The organism is Desulfobulbus elongatus DSM 2908, assembly GCF_000621145.1.
GTDB lineage: Bacteria > Desulfobacterota > Desulfobulbia > Desulfobulbales > Desulfobulbaceae > Desulfobulbus > Desulfobulbus elongatus.
On the sequence record NZ_JHZB01000001.1, the window covers coordinates 191,249 to 213,022 of the forward strand.

20 protein-coding genes, 2 tRNA genes and 2 pseudogenes are annotated in these 21,774 nt (G+C 65.0%); 8 read left to right on the plus strand and 16 right to left on the minus strand.

Going from position 1 to position 21,774, the window contains the following annotated elements; all coding sequences use genetic code 11:
- Nucleotides 1–62: 62 nt before the first annotated feature.
- Entirely contained in the window at nt 63–611 is a 549-nt protein-coding gene (locus Q362_RS0100895; RefSeq protein ID WP_028317131.1) for an epoxyqueuosine reductase QueH, read from the minus strand.
- Nucleotides 611–2,173 (minus strand): sigma-54 interaction domain-containing protein, encoded by a 1,563-nt coding sequence (locus Q362_RS0100900; RefSeq protein WP_028317132.1) that lies wholly within the window; start codon nt 2,171–2,173, stop codon nt 611–613. The genes Q362_RS0100895 and Q362_RS0100900 overlap by 1 nt, the downstream gene beginning before the upstream one ends.
- A gap of 71 nt (nt 2,174–2,244) precedes the next feature.
- Between Q362_RS0100900 and Q362_RS0100905 the strand changes: the two genes are divergently transcribed.
- Nucleotides 2,245–2,330, plus strand: a tRNA-Ser gene (locus tag Q362_RS0100905).
- A gap of 20 nt (nt 2,331–2,350) precedes the next feature.
- A tRNA-Ser gene (locus Q362_RS0100910) sits at nt 2,351–2,443 on the plus strand.
- A gap of 269 nt (nt 2,444–2,712) precedes the next feature.
- On the opposite strand, the gene Q362_RS0100915 is transcribed toward Q362_RS0100910, so the two are convergent.
- The 3 genes and pseudogenes from Q362_RS0100915 to Q362_RS18525 form a co-directional block, all read right to left on the minus strand.
- The gene (locus tag Q362_RS0100915) at nt 2,713–3,372 is read right to left on the minus strand and encodes a DUF452 family protein (protein ID WP_028317133.1); all 660 of its coding nucleotides are present in this window, start codon (nt 3,370–3,372) and stop codon (nt 2,713–2,715) included.
- A 4-nt stretch (nt 3,373–3,376) separates the two neighbouring features.
- Complete coding sequence (locus tag Q362_RS0100920) at nt 3,377–4,558, minus strand: aminotransferase class I/II-fold pyridoxal phosphate-dependent enzyme (protein ID WP_028317134.1); 1,182 nt, start codon at nt 4,556–4,558, stop codon at nt 3,377–3,379.
- Nucleotides 4,555–4,851 (minus strand): annotated as a pseudogene (locus Q362_RS18525) (hypothetical protein); the annotation flags it as partial. The gene Q362_RS0100920 and the pseudogene Q362_RS18525, both read right to left, overlap by 4 nt.
- 226 nt (nt 4,852–5,077) lie before the next feature.
- On the opposite strand from Q362_RS18525, the gene yciA reads away from it, so the two are divergent.
- Nucleotides 5,078–5,518, plus strand: coding sequence for an acyl-CoA thioester hydrolase YciA (yciA, locus tag Q362_RS0100930; RefSeq protein ID WP_028317136.1), 441 nt, complete (start codon nt 5,078–5,080; stop codon nt 5,516–5,518).
- Here yciA and Q362_RS0100935 read toward each other — a convergent pair.
- The 3 genes from Q362_RS0100935 to fumC form a co-directional block, all read right to left on the minus strand.
- Entirely contained in the window at nt 5,515–6,354 is an 840-nt protein-coding gene (locus Q362_RS0100935; protein WP_028317137.1) for an HDOD domain-containing protein, read from the minus strand. The genes yciA and Q362_RS0100935 overlap by 4 nt on opposite strands.
- Nucleotides 6,355–8,223 carry a GspE/PulE family protein gene (locus Q362_RS0100940; RefSeq protein WP_028317138.1) on the minus strand — a complete coding sequence of 623 codons (1,869 nt, stop codon included), beginning with the start codon at nt 8,221–8,223 and terminating at the stop codon, nt 6,355–6,357. It abuts the gene before it with no gap.
- Between the two features lie 137 nt (nt 8,224–8,360).
- On the minus strand, nt 8,361–9,767 hold the full coding sequence (fumC, locus tag Q362_RS0100945; RefSeq protein ID WP_028317139.1) for a class II fumarate hydratase: 1,407 nt from the start codon (nt 9,765–9,767) through the stop codon (nt 8,361–8,363).
- 261 nt (nt 9,768–10,028) lie between these two features.
- On the opposite strand from fumC, the gene Q362_RS0100950 reads away from it, so the two are divergent.
- Nucleotides 10,029–10,523: an alpha/beta hydrolase gene (locus Q362_RS0100950; protein ID WP_245590123.1), complete on the plus strand. Its 495-nt coding sequence runs from the start codon at nt 10,029–10,031 to the stop codon at nt 10,521–10,523.
- Here the strand turns inward: Q362_RS0100950 and Q362_RS18530 are convergent.
- The gene (locus Q362_RS18530) at nt 10,516–12,252 is read right to left on the minus strand and encodes a vWA domain-containing protein (RefSeq protein WP_051553423.1); all 1,737 of its coding nucleotides are present in this window, start codon (nt 12,250–12,252) and stop codon (nt 10,516–10,518) included. The two genes, Q362_RS0100950 and Q362_RS18530, sit on opposite strands and share 8 nt — an antisense overlap.
- A gap of 152 nt (nt 12,253–12,404) precedes the next feature.
- Here Q362_RS18530 and Q362_RS0100960 point away from each other — a divergent pair, with 152 nt between their 5' ends.
- The gene (locus Q362_RS0100960; RefSeq protein WP_028317141.1) at nt 12,405–13,226 is read left to right on the plus strand and encodes a hypothetical protein; all 822 of its coding nucleotides are present in this window, start codon (nt 12,405–12,407) and stop codon (nt 13,224–13,226) included.
- 46 nt (nt 13,227–13,272) lie between these two features.
- A complete protein-coding gene (locus Q362_RS0100965) occupies nt 13,273–14,355 on the plus strand; it encodes a hypothetical protein (RefSeq protein ID WP_157469777.1) in 1,083 nt (360 codons plus the stop codon).
- Nucleotides 14,356–14,369: 14 nt separating this feature from the next.
- Here Q362_RS0100965 and Q362_RS0100970 read toward each other — a convergent pair whose 3' ends face one another.
- From Q362_RS0100970 to Q362_RS0101000, 6 genes are all read right to left on the minus strand, one after another.
- Nucleotides 14,370–14,687, minus strand: coding sequence for a cupin domain-containing protein (locus tag Q362_RS0100970; RefSeq protein WP_028317143.1), 318 nt, complete (start codon nt 14,685–14,687; stop codon nt 14,370–14,372).
- 101 nt (nt 14,688–14,788) lie between these two features.
- A complete protein-coding gene (locus Q362_RS0100975) occupies nt 14,789–16,195 on the minus strand; it encodes a sigma-54-dependent transcriptional regulator (protein WP_035215132.1) in 1,407 nt (468 codons plus the stop codon).
- On the minus strand, nt 16,192–17,418 hold the full coding sequence (locus Q362_RS21820; protein ID WP_028317145.1) for a sensor histidine kinase: 1,227 nt from the start codon (nt 17,416–17,418) through the stop codon (nt 16,192–16,194). Before Q362_RS21820 ends, Q362_RS0100975 begins: the two co-directional genes overlap by 4 nt.
- Before the next feature lie 129 nt (nt 17,419–17,547).
- Complete coding sequence (locus Q362_RS0100990) at nt 17,548–18,525, minus strand: calcium/sodium antiporter (protein WP_028317146.1); 978 nt, start codon at nt 18,523–18,525, stop codon at nt 17,548–17,550.
- 489 nt (nt 18,526–19,014) lie between these two features.
- On the minus strand, nt 19,015–19,269 hold the full coding sequence (locus Q362_RS0100995) for a hypothetical protein (RefSeq protein ID WP_028317147.1): 255 nt from the start codon (nt 19,267–19,269) through the stop codon (nt 19,015–19,017).
- A 39-nt stretch (nt 19,270–19,308) separates the two neighbouring features.
- On the minus strand, nt 19,309–19,665 hold the full coding sequence (locus tag Q362_RS0101000) for a TusE/DsrC/DsvC family sulfur relay protein (RefSeq protein ID WP_028317148.1): 357 nt from the start codon (nt 19,663–19,665) through the stop codon (nt 19,309–19,311).
- Nucleotides 19,666–20,113: 448 nt separating this feature from the next.
- On the opposite strand from Q362_RS0101000, the gene Q362_RS0101010 reads away from it, so the two are divergent.
- Nucleotides 20,114–20,752 carry a YchE family NAAT transporter gene (locus tag Q362_RS0101010; protein ID WP_028317150.1) on the plus strand — a complete coding sequence of 213 codons (639 nt, stop codon included), beginning with the start codon at nt 20,114–20,116 and terminating at the stop codon, nt 20,750–20,752.
- 203 nt (nt 20,753–20,955) lie between these two features.
- Nucleotides 20,956–21,436: pseudogene (locus Q362_RS18540) on the plus strand (alpha-D-ribose 1-methylphosphonate 5-phosphate C-P-lyase PhnJ); the annotation flags it as partial.
- A gap of 5 nt (nt 21,437–21,441) precedes the next feature.
- Here the strand turns inward: Q362_RS18540 and Q362_RS18545 are convergent.
- On the minus strand, nt 21,442–21,774 hold a 333-nt coding region (locus Q362_RS18545), incomplete at its 5' end, for a transposase (RefSeq protein WP_028317152.1).

The following is a 21,774-nucleotide window of genomic DNA, read 5'->3' on the forward strand; positions in this document are numbered from 1 at the left end:
GCGCTTTCCCCGAAATGAAATGCGGCACGCCGGCGCGGGCCGGGCGACCGGAGCCGGGTGCGTCATCCTTTTTTCTGGCGCAACCGCTTGTCGTACCGTTCCTGTTCGCTGTAGATGCAGCCGCAGTAGGGCTGCCGGTACAGGCCCAGACGGATGGATTCGTCGATCCCCTCCTGCCAGCCGACCCGGAAGTCCTCGTAATACCAGCCGATGCCGTGCGCGGCCGCCAGCTGCCCGCCCCGGACGTCGAGCAGCCGGTGGTTCTGGTATTTCGAATAGAGCAGGGTGCTGGCAAAGGCGTCGAAGCCGCCGGCCGCAGCCTGTTCCGCAGCCGCCGTCAGGCGCAGATCATAACACCGCCGGCAGCGTTCTTCCTCATGAAAGACCACCTGGCGCAGATATTCGGTGAGGCCGTAGCGGTCGTCGATCTTCATCGGGCAGCCGGTCGCCTCGGCGAACTGACGGACCGCGTCGAGGCGGCGGCGGAATTCCCGGTAGGGATGGATGTTGGGGTTGAAGAAAAAACCGGTGACCTCATGCCCCTGTTCCCGGAGCCTGCGCACGGGGTACACGGCGCAGGGGCCGCAGCAGACATGGAGCAGGATGCGCATCACTTGACCTTGAAATGCTTGGGCTCGATGCCGTAGCAGTGGATTTTGTAGTTGATGATCCGCAGGCTGGTGTCCAGGCTTTTGGCCGCCTTGGTCTGGTTGCCGTTGTTCTTCTTCAGCGCCTCGATGATCAGTTCGCGCTCGAAATGTTCGACCGCCGCCGCCAGCGACAGGGGCTTGTCGGCGTGCACGCTGTCCGTGCTCTGGAGGGAGGGCGGCAGATGGATCGATTTGATCGCCGGGCCGTCGCAGATCAGCACCGCCCGCTCCATGCAGTTCTGCAGCTCGCGCACGTTGCCCGGCCAGTGGTACTGCACCAGCAGGTCGATCGCCGGCGTCGAGATCCGGCTGATCTCCTTGTTGTTCTCCTTGGCGTACTTTTCCAGGAAATGTTCGGCCAGAAGCAGGATGTCGGTCCGCCGTTCCCGCAGGGGCGGCAGGTAGACGGGAAAGACGTTGAGCCGGTAGTACAGATCCTCGCGGAAGTGCATCTCCTTGACCGCGCTTTCCAGGTCGCGGTTGGTGGCGGCCACCAGGCGGATGTCCGCCTTGATCGGCTTGGTCGAACCCAGCCGCTGGAAGGTGCGCTCCTGGATGACGTTGAGCAGCTTCACCTGGACCGCCGGGCTGATTTCGCCGATTTCGTCGAGGAACAGGGTGCCGCCCTCGGCCAGCTCGAAGCGGCCGCGCTTGGTTTCGGTGGCGCCGGTGAAGGCGCCCTTCTCGTGGCCGAACAGTTCGCTTTCCAACAGGGTTTCCGGCAGGGCCGAACAGTTGACCACCACGAAGGGGCCGCCCGCGCGGCCGGAATTGTGGTGCAGGGCCTTGGCCACCAGGGTCTTGCCCGTGCCCGATTCGCCGCGCAGCAGCACGGTGGCGTTGGAGTCGGCCACCCGGTGCACCATGTCGAACACCTCCTGCATCCGCGATGAGTTGCCGATGATCTCCTCGATCCGGTTCTTGGCGGACAATTCCCGCCGCAGCTTGGAGTTCTCCAGGCGCAGGGCCTCCTTTTCCTGGTTGACCCGCCGAATGCGCTGCACGGCCTCGGAGATCAGGCCGCTGACCACGGTGAGGAAGCGGAGATCGTTTTCGGACTGGACACCGAAGCCCTCCTTGTACATCCGGTCGATGGACAGGGCGCCGATGGTCTGTTGCGATGCCAGGATCGGCACGCACAGAAACGAGCTTTTCTTTTTACGCTCGTCGCCCCGGGTACGGGTGCGGTTGAGGAACAGCGGTTCGTCCCCGATCTGCGGCACGATGATCGGTTCGCCGGTGGCCACCACCTTGCCGGTGATGCCCTCGCCCAGTTTGTAGCGCCCGCGTCGCTTGGCCTCGGCGGTGATGCCGTGGGCCACCTCGATCTCCAGTTCGCCGGTGGCCGGATTGACGATGGTGACCGTGCCGTTGTCCATGTCCTTGCGTTCGGCCAGGCTGGTGACGATCTTTTCCAGGCATTCCTGCAGGCTGGTGGCCGAGGCGAGGTGCCGGGTTATTTCGTAGAGACAGGTCAGATCGATGAATTCCTGATCCTGCTTGGAGCCGGGCGGGTTGTTCATTGCTTTCATGCAGAGGCCAGAGGAGAGTATATTGACAGTGTTCCTTCGAAATGGTATGTACTTGCCGCTATGGAGGGATGGCCGAGGGGTTTAAGGCGGCGGTCTTGAAAACCGTTGTGCGCAAGCACCGTGGGTTCGAATCCTACTCCCTCCGCCAGCAAACCGGAAACCGACATTGGAGAGATGACCGAGTAGGCCGATGGTGCTCGCCTGCTAAGCGAGTGTGGGGGTTATACTCCACCGAGGGTTCGAATCCCTCTCTCTCCGCCATATATCAAAAGGCTGGTTGGGGCGCCAACCAGCCTTTTGTTGTTTTCCGGGTCGGGCGTCCGCTCTTCCGGAACCAGCCTTTGCAGACCCTGCCTCCCTTCCTACAATCTGACAACTTTGTACCATATCCGGTCACGGTCCGCTATATCAACCTCGTCCAAATTGTAAGAAATTGTGCAGTTGCCTTGCATTTGTGTCAAAAGAATGCGAGGTTGACCGAGGGGTCCGGTTCGGCGGGCATCGTTGCCATCCGGCGACAGCCGGGTGGATCAGGGCATGGTCAGCAACTCCCGCCAGTCGGCGAGGTGGTAAAAGGGGAAGTGGGGCCAGGTGGTGAGGGTGCCGCGGCCCTTACCCCAGGCCCGTCCTTGGTTGCGGCCGGAGAAGATGCGGTCGCGGCTGGTGATGAGCACGCGGGAATAGATGTCGCGGCCCGGTCCGGAGCGGAGAAAGGCGTCGCGGTTGGCCGCCATCTCGTCGCGGAGATCGGCGAGGGTTCGTTGCGGCCGCTGGGCCAGGAACCGGGTTAGGTGGTCCTGATCGTCGAACATGTCGCGGTGGAAGGCAGCGAGCACCGCCGGGCCGAAGCGGTCGAGCATGGCGGCATAGCTGTCCGGCGGAATGCCGCGCTGCCTGTCCACCGGCAGCAGGGTGCCGCCGAGGGCGGTGGCCGAGGCGAAGGCGCCAGCCTGGTCTGCCAGGAGATGGCCGGCCATCCACACCCCCATGGACCAGGCAACGAGGTGCAGCCGCTCATAGCCGGCAAGAACATCGAAATCGACCGGCTGGAGCTCGCGGTAATCGAAGACCATGCAGCAATCGAGATCCGCGGCGGCCAGATCGCGAAACGGCGTGGGGTCCATGCCCCAGCCGCTGAAAAAGAGGAGGCATTCCCGATGCTGATGGCGGTGCAGCCACGCGGTCTGCATGGGCTCAGTCCAGCGCGGCCCGGATGAGGGCCGGCAGGGGCGCCAGTTGCTCCCAGTCCATGGCCGCGTTCAGGGACAGGCGCAGCCGCGAGGTCCCGGCCGGCACCGTGGGCGGCCGCACCGCCTTGACCCAGTAGCCCGCCGCGCAGACGCGCTCGGCCGCGGCCACCGCCCTGGCGGCGTCGCCGATCATCACCGGCACGATATTGGAGCTGCCCAGGGTCTCAAGGCCGACCTCGCGCAGTCCCTGGCGCAACCGCCGGGCCAGCTCGGCCACCTTGGCCCGCTCCGGGCCCATCTGCGGAATCCGGCGCAGGACCGCCGTCAGCCAATGGACCGACACCGGCGGTAGACCGGTGGAGAAAATCTGCGGCCGAGCGGTGTTGAGCAGGGTGCCGATCAACAGCCGCGAGCCGACCACGAAGGCGCCCTGGCCGCCGTAGGCCTTGCCGAAGGTGCCGGTCAGGATCTCGATGGCCGGCCGCACGCCCTGCTCCTCGGCGAGCCCGCAACCGCTGTCGCCCCGGATGCCGACCCCGTGCGCCTCGTCGACGTAGAGCACGGCCGAAAACCGGTCCTTGAGCCGCACCAGTTCGGCCAGATCGGCGGCATCGCCGTCCATGCTGAAAATCGATTCGGTGACGAGGAACACCTGGCGGAAGCGGTCCCGGTCCTTGCTCAGGATGCGCTCGATGGCCTGGTAGTCGAGATGGGGATGGCGCACCACCTTGGCCAGCGACAGGCGCATGCCGTCGATCAGGCTGGCGTGGCAGAGCTTGTCGGCGAGGATCAGGTCCTGCTTGCCGGCCAGGGCCGGCAGGATGCCGACGTTGAGGTGGTAGCCCGAGTTGAACACCAGGGCTGCCTCGGTGTCGTACAGGGCGCTCAACTCTTGTTCCAGCTCGGCATAGGGCCGGGTGTTGCCGGTCATCAGCCGCGAGGCGGTGCTGCCCAGGCCGTAGCCGGCCAGCAGGTTGTCCTCGTTCTGTTGCCCGTAAAAATGCGCGAGCAGCTCGCGGTTGGCGGCCAGCCCCAGGTAGTCGTTGCCGGCCAGATTGAGATACCGGCGGCCGTCGATCTCGATCCGGCCGCGGTCGAGATGGGTCACCGGCACCAACTCGCGCCGCTGGCCCTGCCGGTCGATCTCGGCGAGCTGTTCGGCGAGCTGTCGTTTGAAATCGGTCATGCACCCTCTCCTGCGATCCGGGCGTAGAGGCTTTCGCTGAAGCCCACCAGAATCCGGTCGCCCATCCGCAGCACCGGCGCCCGCAGGTTGCCGGTCCGGCCCAGGGCCGCGGCCAGGATGGTTTCCTTGTCGTCGGTGCGCGGATCGAACACCTGATAGTTTTTCCCCTTGGCCACCAGGATCTCCCCGGCACCGGCCAGCACCTGCCAGGCCGCCTCGCCGGCCAGCGGCTCCTTCCTGGCGTCGGCGACCCGCGCCGGCGTCATCGCGTTCTCGTGCAGCACATCCTGTGCCTTGTTGCACGAGGCTCAGCCCTTTCTCAGATAGGCCCAATCGATCTCCATCGCTTCCTCCCCGATTTTTCCCGAACCGTTTGCCACTCTTGGCGACGGCCGCCTATTATAGTCGCGGATGGGGCGCGCCACCACTGTATTTTCGGTGCGATTGCCCATTCCCCAAACGAGCGAAATCCACTATAGACACAAGACGCATCCATCCACTCGTGCCCGGAGGACCACCATGACCACGCCGACGGCTGTTTCCGGACCGCAGGGCGAACTGCTCTTGCGCACCATGCCCATGCCCGCCGACACCAGCTTCAACGGCGATATCTTCGGCGGCTGGATCATGTCGCAGATGGATCTGGCCGGCAGCATGATGGCCAAGGAGGTGACCCGTACCCGCACCGCCACCGTGGCCGTGGAGAGCATGCAGTTCATCAAGCCGGTCCGGGTGGGCGACGTGGTCTGCTGCTACGGCCGGGTCAAGCGGGTGGGCACCACCTCGATCACCATCATGCTCGAGGTCTGGGTGCGGCCGATTCTCCACGCGGGCAAGGACCAGTTCACCACCTTCAAGGTGACGGAGGCGGCCTTCACCTACGTGGCCATCGACGCCGAGGGCCGGAAGCAGCCGATCGACAAAACGCGGCTGGCCACGGAGGCGGACAGCGAGGGTTAGTTGCGCAGGACGGCGGTGTCTTCGAGGAGGATTTCCAGCTCGGCCAGATCAATCTCGGTCAGAGCGAGCAGGCTGGCCTCCGGGGTGGCGGGAAGAACGAGGCCGGGGTCTTGTTCCAGGCCGATGCCGAGCTTGCGGCAGGCCAGATTGGCCATGCGCACCAGCAGGAGCAGGACATTCTTCCCGTCGACCTCCTGGCGGTGGTGGTCGCGGGCCACCTCGCAAAAACAGTCGGGCATGTTCCACTGGCCGAGCAGCTTGGCGCCTTCCCGGGAGTGCAGCCTGGCCATGGCCTCGAGCAGCAGGGCCTCGGTGATCTTCAGTTTTTTGTTGTTCCGCTTGATCTGCTGGATGATCACCAGGATGAGCAGCTTGCCGACATCGTGGAACAGGCCGCCGAAAAAGGCCTGGCTCTGCTCGACGCCGTAGGTGTAGCGCCGGGAAAGCCACGCCGTCGCGTAGGCGCAGCCCACGGCATGCTGCCACAGTTGTTTCATCAGCAGGTTGATCGACGCGTCCGTGCTGCTGAAATGCGGCCGCGAGGTGGCGAGCAGCACGATTTTCTCGATCTCCTGCATGCCCAGCCGCATGACCGCCGCCCGTACCGTGCCGACCTCGGCCAGGCCCCGGTAAAACGGCGAATTGGCGATTTTGAGCACCTGGCTGGCCAGCGCCTGATCCGCGGTGATGATCTTCTCCACCATCCGGATATTCGGTTCTTTTTTCGCCAGTTCCCGCTGGATGCGGGCTGCGGCGGTATTGAACACCGGCAGCCTGACCGCGTCGGATTCGATGAAGCGGTTGATGACGTCGATGAGGGAAACGGGGGCGTTCATTTATTCACCTGCGAGCCGGCGCAGTTCGGCAAGGGGCCGGGGCGGACTGAAAATGGGCAGGCAGCGGAGGAGTTCGTCGACCGTGGTGATCCCGGCGGCCGCCTTGACCAGGCCGTCCTCCAGCAGGGTGATCAGGCCGGACTGACCGATGCTGATGGCGCGGATTTCATAGCTGGTCTTCCGGTCGAGAATGGCGGTCCGGACGGATTCGTCGAGCACCAGCAGCTCGAACACCCCGATGCGGCCGTGGTAGCCGGTTTGCCTGCACTTCGTGCAACCCCGGCCTTTCCTGAAGCGGGCCCCCTGGAGATCGGCCAACGAGCACCGCAGCCGCTGGAGCTGCACCGGGGTCGGTTTGGCGTCGACGGCGCAGTACGGGCAGACGCGGCGCACCAGCCGCTGCGCCAGCACGCTGACCACGGTGGAGGAGACCAGAAAGGGGGCGATATCCATGTTCAGCAGGCGGATCAGGCCGCCGATGCTGTCCTCGGTGTGGAAACTCGACAGCACCTTGTGTCCGGTCAGGGCCGCCTGCACCGCCACCTCGGCCGAATAGGGGTCGCGGATCTCGCCGATGACGATCACGTCCGGGTCCTGGCGCACGATATGGCGCAGGGTTTCCTCGAAGGTCAGGTCGATCCGGGGGTCGATCGAGCATTGGGCGACTCCCTCGATCACGTATTCCACCGGCTCCTCGGCGGTGATGATGCTCACCTGCGGGCTCTTGAGGGCGTGGATGCAACTGTAGATGGTCGAGGTCTTGCCCGAGCCGGTCGGCCCGGTGACCAGCACGACCCCGCTGGATTGATGGACCGCGTCTTCCAGGAACCGGGCGAGCATGCGGGGCGACAGGCCGATGGAGTGCAGGTCGTAGACGTCCTGCCTGCGGTTGAGCAGCCTGAGCACGATTTTTTCGCCGTGGATGGTGACGAAAAAGGAGGCGCGCAGGTCCAGTTGGCCCTCGTCGTAATCGAACAGGATGCGCCCCTCCTGATGCCGCCGCCTTTCGGTGATGTCGGCCTGGCACATGATCTTGAGGCGGCTGGTGAGCGCCGGGACGATCTCCCTGGGGAAGTCCTTGTACTGGTTGAGGACGCCATCCTCGCGGAAACGCACCTGCAGCCGGTCCTCCATGGGCTCGACGTGGATGTCGCTGGCGCGCTGCCTGATCGCCCCGAGAATGAGGGCGTTGACGATGCCGACCACGGTGGAGGTGTCCACTGCCAGGGCCCCGGTCCCTTTCTTGTCGGCCAGCAGTTCCACAGTCTTTCTGATCGAGCGGCTCTGGGCGATGACCGGGACGATGTCGCTGCCGAGAAACCGCTTGGCGAACGCAACCGTCTCGTGATCGAGGGGGTCGGCGAACGCGACCCGCAGCGTCCCGTCGTCGCTTTTGATCGGAATGAAGCTGTGGGTCAGCATCACCGTCTTGGGGATCTTGCCGGCCAGGGTCCGGTCGACGTTGCTCAGGCCGGGCTCGATGAAGGGGTAGCCCATCTGGATGGAGAGGATCTCGATGAAGACCTGCTCGTCGATGAAGTTGTGCTTGACCAGGATGCGGCCCAGCTTTTCCCGGGCGCCGCTCTCCCCCTGGATGCGGACGGCCGCCTCCAGGTCCTCGGGGGAAATGTAGCCCAGTTCGACCAGCAAACCGCCGATGCGCACCGGCGACGAGGTGGCGCGCAGGCAGTCCCGCACGTCCTGGTCGGAGACGAACTTGAGGTCCTTGAGAATCTTCAGCAGCGGGCTGAAGGTGGTCAGCTTGCCCTGAATTCTGGCGGCATGCTTGATCTGCTCCACCGTGAGCTTGTCCACCTGCAACAACAGGCGAATGATGGCGCTGTACTGTTCGCTCGTGCGTTCCTTCATGACCGCGTAGCCCGTCCGGGAAGGGGGAAAAACCGTGAATGACAACAAATCCGGACGATTGTACTCAAGACAGAGGGGTTCTGTCCATACGTGAAACCATGCGGTTCACTTTTTTGTGCGGATGGGCGTTCGGGGTTTCACTCTTTTGCAAGGAAGGCGGCTGGGCCGAGCATGGCCTCCGGCCGGACCATCCGGTCGAATTCCTCGCCGGTGAGCGCCCCGAGCGCGATGGCCGCCTCGCGCAGCGACAGGTTCTCGGCGTGGGCCTTCTTGGCGATGGCCGCCGCCTTTTCGTAGCCGATGTGCGGATTGAGGGCGGTGACCAGCATCAGGGAGCGGCGGAGATGATGGTCGATCCGCTCCGGCACCGGTTCGATGCCGGCGGCGCAATGGCGGTCGAAGGAGCGGATGACGTCGGTCAGCAGGGTCACCGACTGGAGAAAGGCGTGGATGAGCACCGGCTTGAACACGTTGAGCTCGAAATTGCCCTGGCTGGCGGCAAAGCCGATGGCGGCGTCGTTGCCGAACACCTGGCAGGCGGCCATGGTCACCGCCTCCGCCTGGGTCGGATTGACCTTGCCCGGCATGATCGAACTGCCCGGCTCGTTGGCCGGGATGGTGATCTCGCCCAGGCCGCAGCGCGGCCCGCTGGCCAGCCAGCGGACATCGTTGGCGATCTTCATCAGGTTGGCGGCGAGCCCCTTGAGGGCGCCGTGGGCAAAGACCAGTTGATCGTGGCCGGTCAGGCCGTGGAATTTGTTGGCCATCGCGGCGAAACGCTTGCCGGTGGCTTTGCCGAGCTCTGCGGCCACCGCCTCGCCGAAGCCGGCCGGGGCGTTGAGGCCGGTGCCCACGGCCGTGCCGCCGACGGCGAGAAAGCGCAGGTGCTCCAGGGCCTCGCCGAGCTGGCACAGGTTGCTCGCCAGCATGGCGGCCCAGCCGCTGATCTCCTGGCCGAGCGTCAGGGGCGTGGCGTCCTGGAGGTGGGTGCGGCCGATCTTGACGATGCCGGCGAAGGCATCGGCCTTGGCGGCGAGGGTGCGCTGCAGGGCCGACAGCGTCGGCAAGAGCCGCTCTTCCAGGGCGAATACTGCGGCCACGTGCATGGCCGAGGGGAAGATGTCGTTGGAACTCTGGGACATGTTGACGTGGTCGTTGGGATGCACCGGCCGCCCCCGGTCCAGGCCGCCGTGCGCCAGGACGGCCGCCCGGTTGGCGATCACCTCGTTGACGTTCATGTTGGTCTGGGTGCCGCTGCCGGTCTGCCAGACGGACAAGGGAAACTCGCCGTCGTGGCGGCCGTCCAGGATCTCGTCGCAGGCCCGGACGATCAGGTCGCGAATCGGTTCGGGCAGCTTGCCCAGCCGGTGGTTGACCACGGCGCAGGCCCGTTTCAACCGCACCAGCCCGTGGATCAGGGCGAGCGGCATCCGCTCCTCGCCGATATGGAAGTTGCGGCGGCTGCGCTCGGTCTGCGCCCCCCAGAGCCGGTCGGCCGGGACTTCGATCTCGCCCATGGTGTCGTGTTCGATGCGGTACTCCATCCTCGCGCCCTCCTTCGCTCGCATTTGACTCCCGCCTGCATCCCCTGGCACAGGAAAACGGTTCCGCAGCGGAAGGGCAAGTCTTTTCCGCATCTCGCCATCAGAGAGTGATTTTTCCCGTCTATGGCTCCCGCTCCTCGCGGCAGAAACAGGTTGCCACCGGCCGGGGATGCGGTATAACCGGCAGACAGTCCGGCCTCCCGCCCCGCCCCGTTCGCGCCGGCCGGAGGCTTTCCCCCGATCACGCCGCCAGGAATCCGCATGTCAGCCACCCCCTCGCCGCAGTCAGTTATGCCCCTCTTTCTCCACGGTCTCGATTCCTCCATCCAGGGCACCAAGGCCCGGTGGTTCCGCGCCCATTTTCCCCAGGTCGGCATGCGAAACTACGACGGCGATCTCGACCGGCGGCTTGCGCAACTGGAGGAGCAGACGGCCGGAACCGGGACGCTGATCCTGGTGGGCTCGAGCTTCGGCGGGCTGATGGCCGCCTGCTTCGCCGCCCGCCATCCCGACCGCTGCCGGCGGCTGGTGCTGCTGGCCCCGGCTCTCAATTTCGGCGGCTACCGCCCGCCGCCCGCGCCCTTGACGGTGCCGGCCCTGGTGGTCGTCGGCACGGGCGATACGGTCTGTCCGCCGGACCTGGTCGTACCGCTGGCGCGGGCCGCCTTCGCCAACCTGGAGGTGCGGATCGAGGACGACGACCACATGCTCCACCGCACCTTTCCGCGCCTCGACTGGGCCCGCCTGCTCACCTGAGCACCGGCTCGGGCCTGGATTCGATCCCCGGTCCATTTGGCTCGTCCTGCTGCCGCGCCAACAGGCGGCTGGCCGCCACCAGCCGGTACAGTTCGGCCCGCTGCCCCTCGGCGTCGAATCCCCGGCCCGAGCGGGCCAGATCCAGACACTGTTCCCAGGTGAAGGTGCCGAGGTGTTCGGAACGGGTGAGCAGCATGCCGTAGCCCGCCACGGCGGCGGCAAAGCGGAAGTCGGCGCTGGTATGGGGGCCGGCGGTTTCGCGCACCGGCAGGCTCATCTGCCGGGCCGCCTCGCTGTCCCGCGGTTTGTAGCGCAGCTTGACGGTCAGCAACTCCCGGCCTTCGTTCGCCGGCACCGGTGGCGCGGGCCGGTACTTGAGGGGATCGAGTTGGGGAACGGCAGCGTGCCCGGCCGGAATCAGCTCGTAGAGGGCGGTCACCCGGTGGCCGACGCCGATCTCGCCGGCATCCGCACGGTCGTCACGGAAATCCTCGTCCGCCAGGGCCCGGTTTTCGTAGCCGATCAGCCGGTAGGCCCCCACCTTCGCCGGATTGAACTCCACCTGGATCTTGACGTCGCCCGCCAGGGTGAACAGGGTGCCGCTCAGCTCCCTGACCAGCACCTTCTCGGCCTCGAGCAGGCTGTCGATGTAGGCATAGTTGCCGTTGCCCTTGTCGGCGAGGATTTCCATGGTATCATCGCGATAGTTGCCCATGCCGAAGCCGAGCACGGTGAGGTGGATACCCGACTTGCGTTCGGTCTCGATCAGCCGCTGCAATTCGTCGCGGCTGGTGACGCCGACGTTGAAATCGCCGTCCGAGGCCAGGACGACGCGGTTGTTGCCGTCGCGCAGGAAGGATTGCCGGGCCAGTTGATAGGCGGCGCGGATGCCGCCGGAGGCATGGGTGGAGCCGCCGGCGTGCAGTCCCTCGATGGCGGCCAGGATTTCTTGCTGCCGGTCGCCGGGGGTGGGCGGCAGCACCACGCGGTCGGCGCCGGCATAGACGACCACGGCCACCCGGTCGCGCGCGCCCAGCTGCCGGACCAGCAGCGGCAGAGCCTGCTTGAGCAGGGGCAGCTTGTTCGCGTCCTGCATCGAGCCGGAGACATCGATCAGCAGGACCAGGTTCGAGGGCGGCAACTGCTCCCTGGCTATATTCCTGGCCTTGAGCCCGATGCGCACCAGTTGGTAGTCGCGGTGGAAGGGACTGGAGCCGACCTCGGCGCTGAGGGAGAGGGGATCGCGGCCCTCGGGTTCGGGATCGTCGTAGGCAAAGGCGTTGACCATCTCCTCGATCCGGACCGCGCCCACGGGCGGCAGGACGCCGCTGTTGACGAAACGGCGGACATTGGCGTAACTGGCGGTATCGACATCGATGCTGAAGGTGGAGAGCGGATCAAGACCGGCGTTGACAAAGCCGTTTTCCCGGACCGCGTTGTAGGATTCGCGGTTCCAGGCCGGCTGCGGCGGGCCGGCCGGCACGAACTGCCGGCTGAATTCTGCGGTCGCTTTCAGGGGAACGGCGGCGGTTGCCACTTTTCCGGTGGCAGTGGCCGGTTGCCGGGGCTTCCGGTTGCGCTCTGCCTCGACCGATGGCGCGGCCTCGGCCAAGATGGCCGGTTCGGTGCCGCGGTCGTCGATTTTTGCTTTGTTCGGCTCCGAGGCAGGCGTGGAACAGCCGGCCAGGAACAGGAAAGACAACAGGGTAATCAGTATGCGTGGTTGCATCACGGGCTCCTTTGTACAGTGCAGGTTATGAGATTACGGTCGGCCGGGCATGGCCGCCGCTGTTATCCGGTTGGACGGCACCGCGCCGGAGATGTGTCGCGGCCTCCTGAAAAAAATATCCGGGGCGTTTTGCCACCGCCCCGCAGAACACGATGGCCGCGATGAATCCCTGGCAGCAACGGGCCCTGGCGCACTGGCAGCTCATCAACCGGCTGGCCGCGCGCCGCTTTCCGCACGGGACCCTGGCGGAAGAGGCGGCGCTGTTCGTCATGAACGGCCTGGCCCGCGACGACTGGCGCCGGCTCCGCGCCTTCGGCGGCCGCGCCCAACTGACCACCTACATTGTCGCCCTCAGCCTGCGCCTGCTGGAGGATTTCGCCCGCAGCCGCTTCGGCCGCACCAGGCCGCCGGCCTGGATTCGCCGCCTGGGCGGCATCTGGCTGACCCTGTTCCGCCTGCTCTGTTTGGAACGCCTCTCTCCCGGCGAGGCCGTGGCCGTGGTCGATACTGGCCTGCCCGGCCAGGCGCGGGCTGCGGAAAACGCCGCTTACCGCATCCTCGGGGAAATCCCCGATTGCGGCGCCCATGCGGACGAATCGGTCGAATTCGACGAGACCACCGCCCCGGCCGAGGCGGAGGGCGATTGTTCGGCCCAGGAATCCCGTCTGGAACAGGGGGAGCGGGATCGCCTGTTCACCGTGCTGGGCCGGCTGCTCTTTGACGGCGATGACGTCGGCGAAATCGAGCCCCACTTCCTCGAACGGATGGCGGCAATCACGGTGCAGCTGGAGCCCAGGGAACGGCTCCTGCTCAAACTCTGCTACCGGGACGGGGTGGCGGTGGCGGAAGCCGGGCGGCTGCTCGGCTGGAATCGGCACCAGGTGCACGGCCGGCTGCGGCTGCTGCTGACACGCCTGCGCCAGGAGTTCGCCGCGGCCGGGCTGGAGGAAGAACTGCGGCTCTTGCTGTCATGACCGGCGACACAATGGGCTTTGCGAACCGTCCAATCCATCAGGCACCATGAATATGACCGAGCATGCGGATAAAAAAGAGGCGGACAGACGGTTGGCTTTGCTGGCCCTGGCCGGCGGGCAACCCGAGTCCCCCGGTCTCTGTCCGGAGGCGGAAGAACTGGCCGCCCTGGTCGAGGGCCGGCTGGCAACAGAGGAGGCCGACGCCTGCCTGGCGCACATCGCGGCTTGCGAGGCCTGTTATGCCCTCTGGCTGCGGCTGGATGAGGAATGGCGGCACGAGCGCCGGGAAGCGAAACAAAAGACCGGCCTGTTGCGCCTGGTCGGGCGGCCGAAGGTGCTGACCACCGTCGGCTCGCTGCTGGCGGCTGCGGCCAGCATCGCGGTCCTGCTCACCCTGACCACCCGGATCGACCGCGCCCGGCTGCCCCATCCGGGGGGAAACGTGATATTGGAACAGGCTGCTCCGGCCCCGGTCGAAGAAGCCATGCCACCCCTTGCCGGACAGCAGGAAAAAGCGGCCCCACCGTCGGGGCAGGATCGCCTGACCGGCTCGGCGGCACAGCCCAGCCGCTCGGCCGGGCCAGCGAACGGTGCCGGAAAGCGGAAAACCATGACCGAACCCGGCCGGATCGCAGCCGGGGCGCGGGAGGAAAGGGAACCGGCATCGCCGGCCTCCATGGCCGCCAGGGAACGGCAGGTGGAGGGAAGGGCGGGACGTGCTGCGCAGGCCGAGATGGAGAAAACGAGGCGGGCGGCCAGCGAAGTACAGGACACGACGGAGAAAAGAGGGGGACAGCAGGATGCGGCCGCGTCGTCCGCGGCTCCGCCGGCGCCAGCGCGGGAGGGTGCGTCCGCGCCGCCACCAATAGGGAAACAGGCGCCCGCCGATGCGGCGGCCTGGTACGATAATATCCGCCGGGGGTGCCAGGGCGAGCCGGGCGCCGACCTGTTCGCCGCCCTCGCCGCCCAGGGCCGTCAACTGCTGCGGGAGCCGGCGGCGCTATCCGGTCGGGACCGGCAGCGGATCGAACGCATCGTCGCCGAACTCGGCAGGGAGCAGCCTGTTGCCGGGCGGTGTGCCGCCCTGCTGGAACTGCTGGAGCCGACCGATCGGCAGCCGCAGCCGTAACCGGTTGAGATCGCTCAGATCGGCGGGGCGATAGTCACCACGATGCGCATGTCGGTGGTCGCCCTGACCCCGTGCGGTTCACGGATGTCGGCGATGAGCATGTCGCCGGTTCTGGCCGGCATGGTGGCCTCGTTGTCGGCGAGAAAGAGCCCCTCGCCCTCGATGACCAGAATGGACAGCTGGCCGTCGAGATCATGGGAATGGATGGGAAACAGGGCCCCGGCCTTGAGGTTGAAGTTGAGGATCTTGAAGTGCTCGGAGTCGTGCAGGACGATCGCCTTCATGCCCAGAGGATTGAATTCCCTGGTCGTGGCCAGTTCGATGCGTTTCATGGGTTCCTCCCCGATGGTCGTAACAGAGCGCGGTCCAGACCTGTAAGGGACTGTATGCACGGGCCGCCGGCGCGGCAAGACGCGGCCGGATGGCCGCGCGCTCAATTTCCGGATTCTTCCGCCCGGAACCGGTGGAGGACGATGCCGTATTTGTTGATCTTGTCGTACAGGCTCTTGCGGGAGATGCCCATCATCCGGTGCGCCGCGCTCACCTGACCGCCGACCCGCCTCAGCACCTGCTCCAGGTAGAGTTGCTCCTGCTGCTCCATGTATTCCTTCCAGGGCAGCTCCGGCATATCCGCCGACCCGGCCGTTGCCGCCACGGGACCGGCCGCCTCCGGCTCGCGGCCGCCGAGCACACAGTAGCGGCGGACGAAGTTGCGCAGTTCGCGGACGTTGCCCGGCCAGTCCTGCTGCATCAGCTCCCGGATCAATTCCGGGGAACAGGGCCGGACCTCGCCGTGCTGGCCGTCGCAGTATTCGGTCCGGAAGGCATTGACCAGGAGCGGAATGTCCTCCCTGCGCTCCCGCAGCGGCGGCAGGTGCACCGGCAGGACGTTGAGCCGGAAGTACAGGTCCTGGCGGAAGGTTCCCCGCTCGATCTCGGCCCGCAGGTCGCGGTTGGTTGCGGCGATGATCCGCGCCTTGAGGGGGATGGCCGCATTGCCGCCCAGCCGGGTGAAGGAGCGGTCTTCCAGGACCCGCAGCAGCCTGGCCTGCAACGGCGTCGGCATCGAGCAGATCTCGTCGAGAAACAGGGTGCCCTCGCCGGCGTATTCGAACTTGCCCAGCTTGCGCTGGACCGCCCCGGTGAAGGCCCCCTTTTCATGGCCGAAGAGTTCGGATTCGATCATCTCCGCCGGCAGGGCGCCCATGTTGACCGCCACGTAGGGCGCGGTTTCCGGCCGGCCGATGGCGTGCAGGGCCCGGGCCGCCAGCTCCTTGCCGGTGCCGGTCTCGCCGACGATCAGCACCGGGTCGGTTTCGTGGGCAATGGTCTCGATGAGGGTATAGAGGCCGAGCATGCTCGGATGGCTGCCGATCAGGCCGTAAAAGCGGGAGCGCCCTTCGCGGGTGGCGGTGAGTTGCTGCTCCAGGCGGCGGTTTTCCAGCACCAGCCGCCGCCGCTCGATGGCCCGCGCCAGGGTGGCGAGGATGATGTCCTCGTCCACCGGTTTCTGCAGAAAATGGTAAGCCCCTTTCTTGACCGCCTCCACCGCCAGGCTGATGTCGCCGTGGCCGGTGATGAGGATTACCGGCAGATCGGGGTCCTTGGCCAGCATCCGCTCCAAAAGGACCATGCCGTCCATCTCCGGCATGCGGATGTCGGCCAGGACCGCGGCAAAGGCGCGGCTCTCGATGCGGGCCAGGGCGTCGAGCGGGTTGCCGAAGGTGTGCACCGCATAGCCGTTGAGCGTCAGGGTCTGCTTGATCGCCGCCAGCAGGTAGAGGTCATCGTCGACAACCAGGATGTCCGGGGCGGGCGCGCCGGTTCTCCGATGTTTCATGCCGCCCCCTTGCGTTGCAGGGCCGGCGAAACCTCCCTTTGGTACTGGGGAATGTAGACCGAAAAGCAGGAACCGTGGCCGGGCGCGCTCTCCACCTCGATATAGCCGGAGAAACCGCGGACGATCCGGTCGACGATCGACAGGCCCAGGCCCATGCCGGTGCCCACCTCCCGGGTGGTGAAGAAGGGATCGAAGATTTTCTTCTGCAGTTCTTCGGGGATGCCCTCGCCGTTGTCCGCCACGGTGACCAGCACGTAGGGCTCCTTGGCCATGGTCGTCAGGTTGAGGCAGTGGCGAATACGGCTGGTGACGGTCAGCCTGGGCGTGTCCACCCGGCCCATGGCCTGGATGGCGTTCTGCACCAGGTTGAGAAAGACCTGCTCCAGCCGGACCTCCACGCCCAGGACCTCGCAGGGCTGGTCGGCGAGGCGCAGATCGAGCGCGATCTCGCTTAAACGCAACTGCGATTCGAGAAAGCTCAGAATCTTGCGGATGATCGCATTCAGTTCCACCGCGGCCTGCTCTCCCTCGACCTTGCGGCCGAAACTCCGCATGGTGGCGATGATCGACGAAGCCTTGTTCACCCGGTCGATGATGATGTGCAGGTTTTCCCGCAGCATGTCGGTATGGTCGCCGGGCGTCTCCAGCGCCTTGAGGCCGTTGCGGGCAAAGAGCAGGATGGCGTTGAGCGGCTGGGTCAGTTCATGGCCCACGCCGGCGGCCATCTCGCCCAGACTGGCCAGCCGGCTGGAGTGGATCAGCTGTTTCTGCCCCTCCTGCATCTGCGCCATCAGGTCGTAGAACTCGCTGCAATCGGAGCAGATCAGCATGTGCAGCACCAGGCCGTTGGGGTTGACGTGGGTGGAGCCGCGCATCTTCACGGGCAGGCCCGGCCCCCTGGCGGTGGCGAGCTGGGCCTCGAACTCGGTGAATTCACCCCTGGCAAAGGCCTGCCGGATGGCCTCGGCCTTGTCCGGCAAGACCAGGTCGTCCAGGGTCAGGCGGCGGTCGGCATCCAGGGAGAAACCGGTGCGCTGGAGAAACTCGCGGTTGGTCTGGATCACCTTGAAGTCCTGGTCCATGAGGAGAAACAGTTCGGAGATGCCGGCCAGGATGCGCTCGGTGAACGACCGGCTGGCCTCCATCTCCTCGTGCTTCTTCAGGACGCGGACAACCAGATCCTGCCGTTGTTTTTCCAGTATTTTGATTGCCTGATCGTGCATTGCCTTTCCTCGGAAGTGTGCCGGATCGCCCACCGATCATACCCGCCATCCCCCTGCGGCGTCATCCATTTTCAGCAGGGAAGGAGGCCGGTCCGGCCGGGCGAAGAGGCGAAGAGCCGCGGTTTTTGTTCAGAGGCGGAAGAAGAGGAGCCAGGACATGTAGGCCGCGTAGACGGCGACAAAGGCGCCGCCTTCTCCGCGGGAGACGCGCTTGCCGGTGGCGAACACGGGCAGGCAGAGAAAGGCGACGCCGGCCATCAGCGGGATGTCGACCAGCAGCAATTGCCGCTCCACCGGCAGGCCGTCCGGCGAGACCAGGCAGGTGAGGCCCAGGATCACGAGAATGTTATAGATGCTGCTGCCCAGAAGGTTGCCGACGGCGACGTCCCGGTCGCCCTTGAGGGTGGCGACCACGGTGGTGGCCAGCTCCGGGGCCGAGGTGCCGATGGCCACGATCGTCAGCCCGATCAGGGCCTCCGAGATGCCGAGTGACCGGGCGATGTCGATCGCGCCGTCCACCAGCCAGTCGGCCCCGAGAACGGTGAGCCCCATGCCGGCTGCGAGGATGCCCGCGTATTTGACCCTGGTCTGCACGACTGCCCGCCTCAGCTCGGGGGTGGCACCGTAGAGGTCGCTGAATTCGGCCTGCACGCTCTGCATCTCGGCGCGGCTCATGAGGATGACCGCCACGGTATAGGGAATGGCGATGCTGAGCAGCAGCCCCCCTTCGAGGCGGGTGAGGACGCCGTCCCAGGCCATGACGGTCATCAGGGTGGCGGCCACGATCATGATCGGGAGATCGAGCTTGAGCACCCGCAGATGGAGCGGCAGGGGTTGCAGCAGCGCGCTCAGGCCGAGAATGAACAGGATGTTGAACAGGTTGGTGCCGGCGATGTTGCCCACGGCCAGCACGCCGCTGCCCTGCCAGCTCGCGGTGATGCCCACCACCAGCTCGGGCATGCTGGTGCCGATGGCGACCACGGTCAGGCCGAGCACCAGCGGGGAAACGCCCAGCGACGCGGCCAGGCGCGACGCTCCGCGCACCACCATTTCCGCGCCGATGCCGAGGAGCACGAGCCCCGCAAGAAACAAGGGGATGCCGCTCATGCGCCGGGGAGACTATTGCTCGTTCCGTGGCCGCGCCGGCAGCCCGGAGCCGGGACGGGCGGATGCGTTCCGGGTGTCATCAATGCGTTCGTGCAGTTCCTGTCCGTTGGTTGGATATGTTGCATCATCACCTGTGCACGACACGCCCTGTCGCGTTTTTTGTGGACCCGCCCCCAGCCGGTCGGTGGGCGCTTCGGCACACGGTTTGGGGCCATTTTGGGGCAGCCGTCCAATCGGCGCCCGCCCCTGCGGTCCGGCCCGCCATCACGCTCCGGCCGCACCGTTTCCTCTCCGGGCATTCGTGGATGTCGTCGGCACGCATTCCGCGACGACATCCACCGCCGTATCGGCCGACGGCATGGCATCCGATTTTTCCAGACTACAGCAAAACCGCCGGGATGCACAAGCAGTAAGCAGTCCGGCGGCCGTGGACGGCGGGCAGGGCGCACGCGCGGCGCCCCGGTCTCCGTCCCCTGTGGCGACAGCGCGTTAAAACTGATCGCCCTCGATATTTTTCCTCATTTGAGCGATTTCAAGCCCGAGGGCCACGCATTGCCTGCCCTCCATGCAGCTGTCGGCATCCATCACTTCGAGAAAGTGGTCCAAGGAGTGCGACCCCTTCTTCAAATGGACCATCCATGTCTTTTCGGTTGCGTTGAAATCCACCTTGATATCGATACCGCAGGTGCCGATATCCGGATAGATCGAAGTGATCTTCCCGCACAATTCCTTTTCCGTATACATGACCATACCTCCTCGCCGCGGTTCTGGTGGTGTTTCGCCTCAACAGTAGGGTTCCATGAAGAAATGCTCGCCATCCATGCTGACGAAGCGGACGCCGTCCTGTTTGGGGAGTCCGGCTATTTTCCATGCCTTTTCCGGGTTGATAAATTGCCTGGTGACACATTGTTTCGGTTGATGCGTAATGCGGCAGACATTGTTCAGCAGGGGAAACACCCGGTATTTCACGAAATATACCCTCATGAAACGGAGGATGTCCATCTGCTCGACCGACAGCACACCCATGCCTTCCTGCTCGGCCAGGGCCATGGCCACCTCTTCGTTCCAATCGTTTTGATCGACGAGATAGCCGTTCGCCTCGACCCGTATCTTTTTTCCTTGTATTTCAAGTGTTGACATTGTGCACCTTCCCATCGTCCAGCATCCTTCGGCGATGACCGGTTCACGGCTGATTTCGCGCCGGCCTGTTCCCGTATCTTAACGATAACCATTCTCATTGAATGTGCCGATAAAACACCGAGGAAGGGCGGCATTGCGTTCGATCTCAGAGGTATGGAGGGGGAAAGTCGTGCGGGCACCGGTCCGGTCCGGGCGCTGCCGGCGCCAGGCATGGGGTGTGGAAACCATGCCGGTATTCTCTTCCTTGACGAAAGAGAGCCGCGGCGGATATACCGACCTTGTCGATACATGGTCGATGGCAGGCGCGCGGTCGTTTCCCGCCTTGGGCCTGTTGACGAACGAGGATGCGCGCTTTCCCTTGGGGCCGTATCCCGAAGCAAGGATGTCCGTGTTCGGCTGAGGCCGGCACCACGGCGGAGCATCCGGAATACAACCAACAGGTGTACACATGGAAGCAGGAACTATGAGCGAATACCTGAAATTTTTTGTCGCCCTGCTCGCCATCGTCAACCCCGTGGGCATGCTGCCGATTTTCATCAACATGACAGCGAATCAGGAGCGGGCGGGCCGCAACAAAAACGGTTCCATCGCCGCCGTTTCCATGGGCGTCATCCTGCTGGTCGTCCTGTTTTCGGGCGAGGCGATTCTTCGTTTTTTCGGGATATCCGTCGACTCGTTCCAGGTCGGCGGCGGCATCTTGATCCTCCTCATGGCCATCTCCATGCTGAATGCCAAGATGAGCAATGTGAAGCAGACGAAGGAGGAGGAACTCGATTCCTCCGAACGCGAGAGCGTGGCGGTGGTGCCGCTCGGCACGCCGCTTCTGGCCGGTCCAGGGGCGATCAGCACCGTCATCCTGTACTCGCAGCACTCGCCGTCCGCCCTGCATGCGGCGTATCTGGCGACGGGAATCGTCGCCCTGGCCTGCCTGACCGCCCTGCTGTTCCGGTTGGCTCCGGCCATCACCCGGCTGCTCGGCAGGACGGGCATCAACATCGTCACCCGTCTCATGGGGCTCATCATGGCCGCCATGGGCGTCGAATTCATCGCCCACGGCCTCAAGCAGCTCTTTCCCATCCTCGGCTGACGCCGAAAGCCTCCTGCCGGGCTCGCTGATCGGTCCAGCGGCCGATCGGCAAGCGCTGGTCCTGTTTCTCCCTCCATCCGGTTCGATTCGAGAGCAGGAAGCCGCAACAGGTTTGCCTGCCCAGCAATTTTGTGCCGCAAGCATTTATTTCGATGCAGTCCGGGAAGCGGCTCGATTCCGGCCGATCCGGCGACCGCCATCGCGCCTCCCGCGAAATGCCGATGGGACGCGGCTTCGGCACCGGTGGCCTGCAACTGACCCTGAGCCTGGTCGGCCGCGGCGACAACCTGAAAGTCATCGATCAGGGTGCCGACGATTCGGTGAACGCGGTCAATCTGCGCCATTTCATCGAGTTGACGGAGGCCCGGCGTGGACATCACGGAACGTACCCAGGACGCGACCCTCATCCAGTCGCGCCACCGCATCCCCGAACACCCCCTGAGCAACGACCAGGTTCTGGTCTTGCAAGTCCCGTATCCCGATCCGCTGGTGGTCGTCGAGCCTTCGGAGGCCCGGCGCAAAATCATGCACGGCGAGGGGGATTATTCGCTGCTGCTGACCAAGCTCTACGAAGACATCGTCCGTTTCGACGAAATCACCATCTCGCGCCGCTATCCGACGCGGATCAACGGCCATTACGTGCTGGACCCCAGCCCCATTCCCCGCTTCGACGTCCCCAAGCTTAGTGATTATCTATAAATAATCATGACCTTGTTCAGGACAATCATGGCGGCTGCCAATGTGTTGAGTGCAATGTACGAGAGATCTGTCTTCTCGTATCGTGGTATCAATTTGCGAAACCGGTTGAACCATGAATGTGCTAACTCAACGACCCAGCGCCGTGCCTTGAACGAAGGATCCCTTTCGATCAATTTTTTCTCTTCGCCTCGTGGGCGGATGTGGGGGATGAAGCCATTGGAGAGTACAGTATCCTCCTTGCCCACATATGCTGCATCAAGGCAGAGATTTTGCGGAGTATCCTTTTCTTTTGGCGCCACCACTCTGTTTTTCAGCAAAACGTC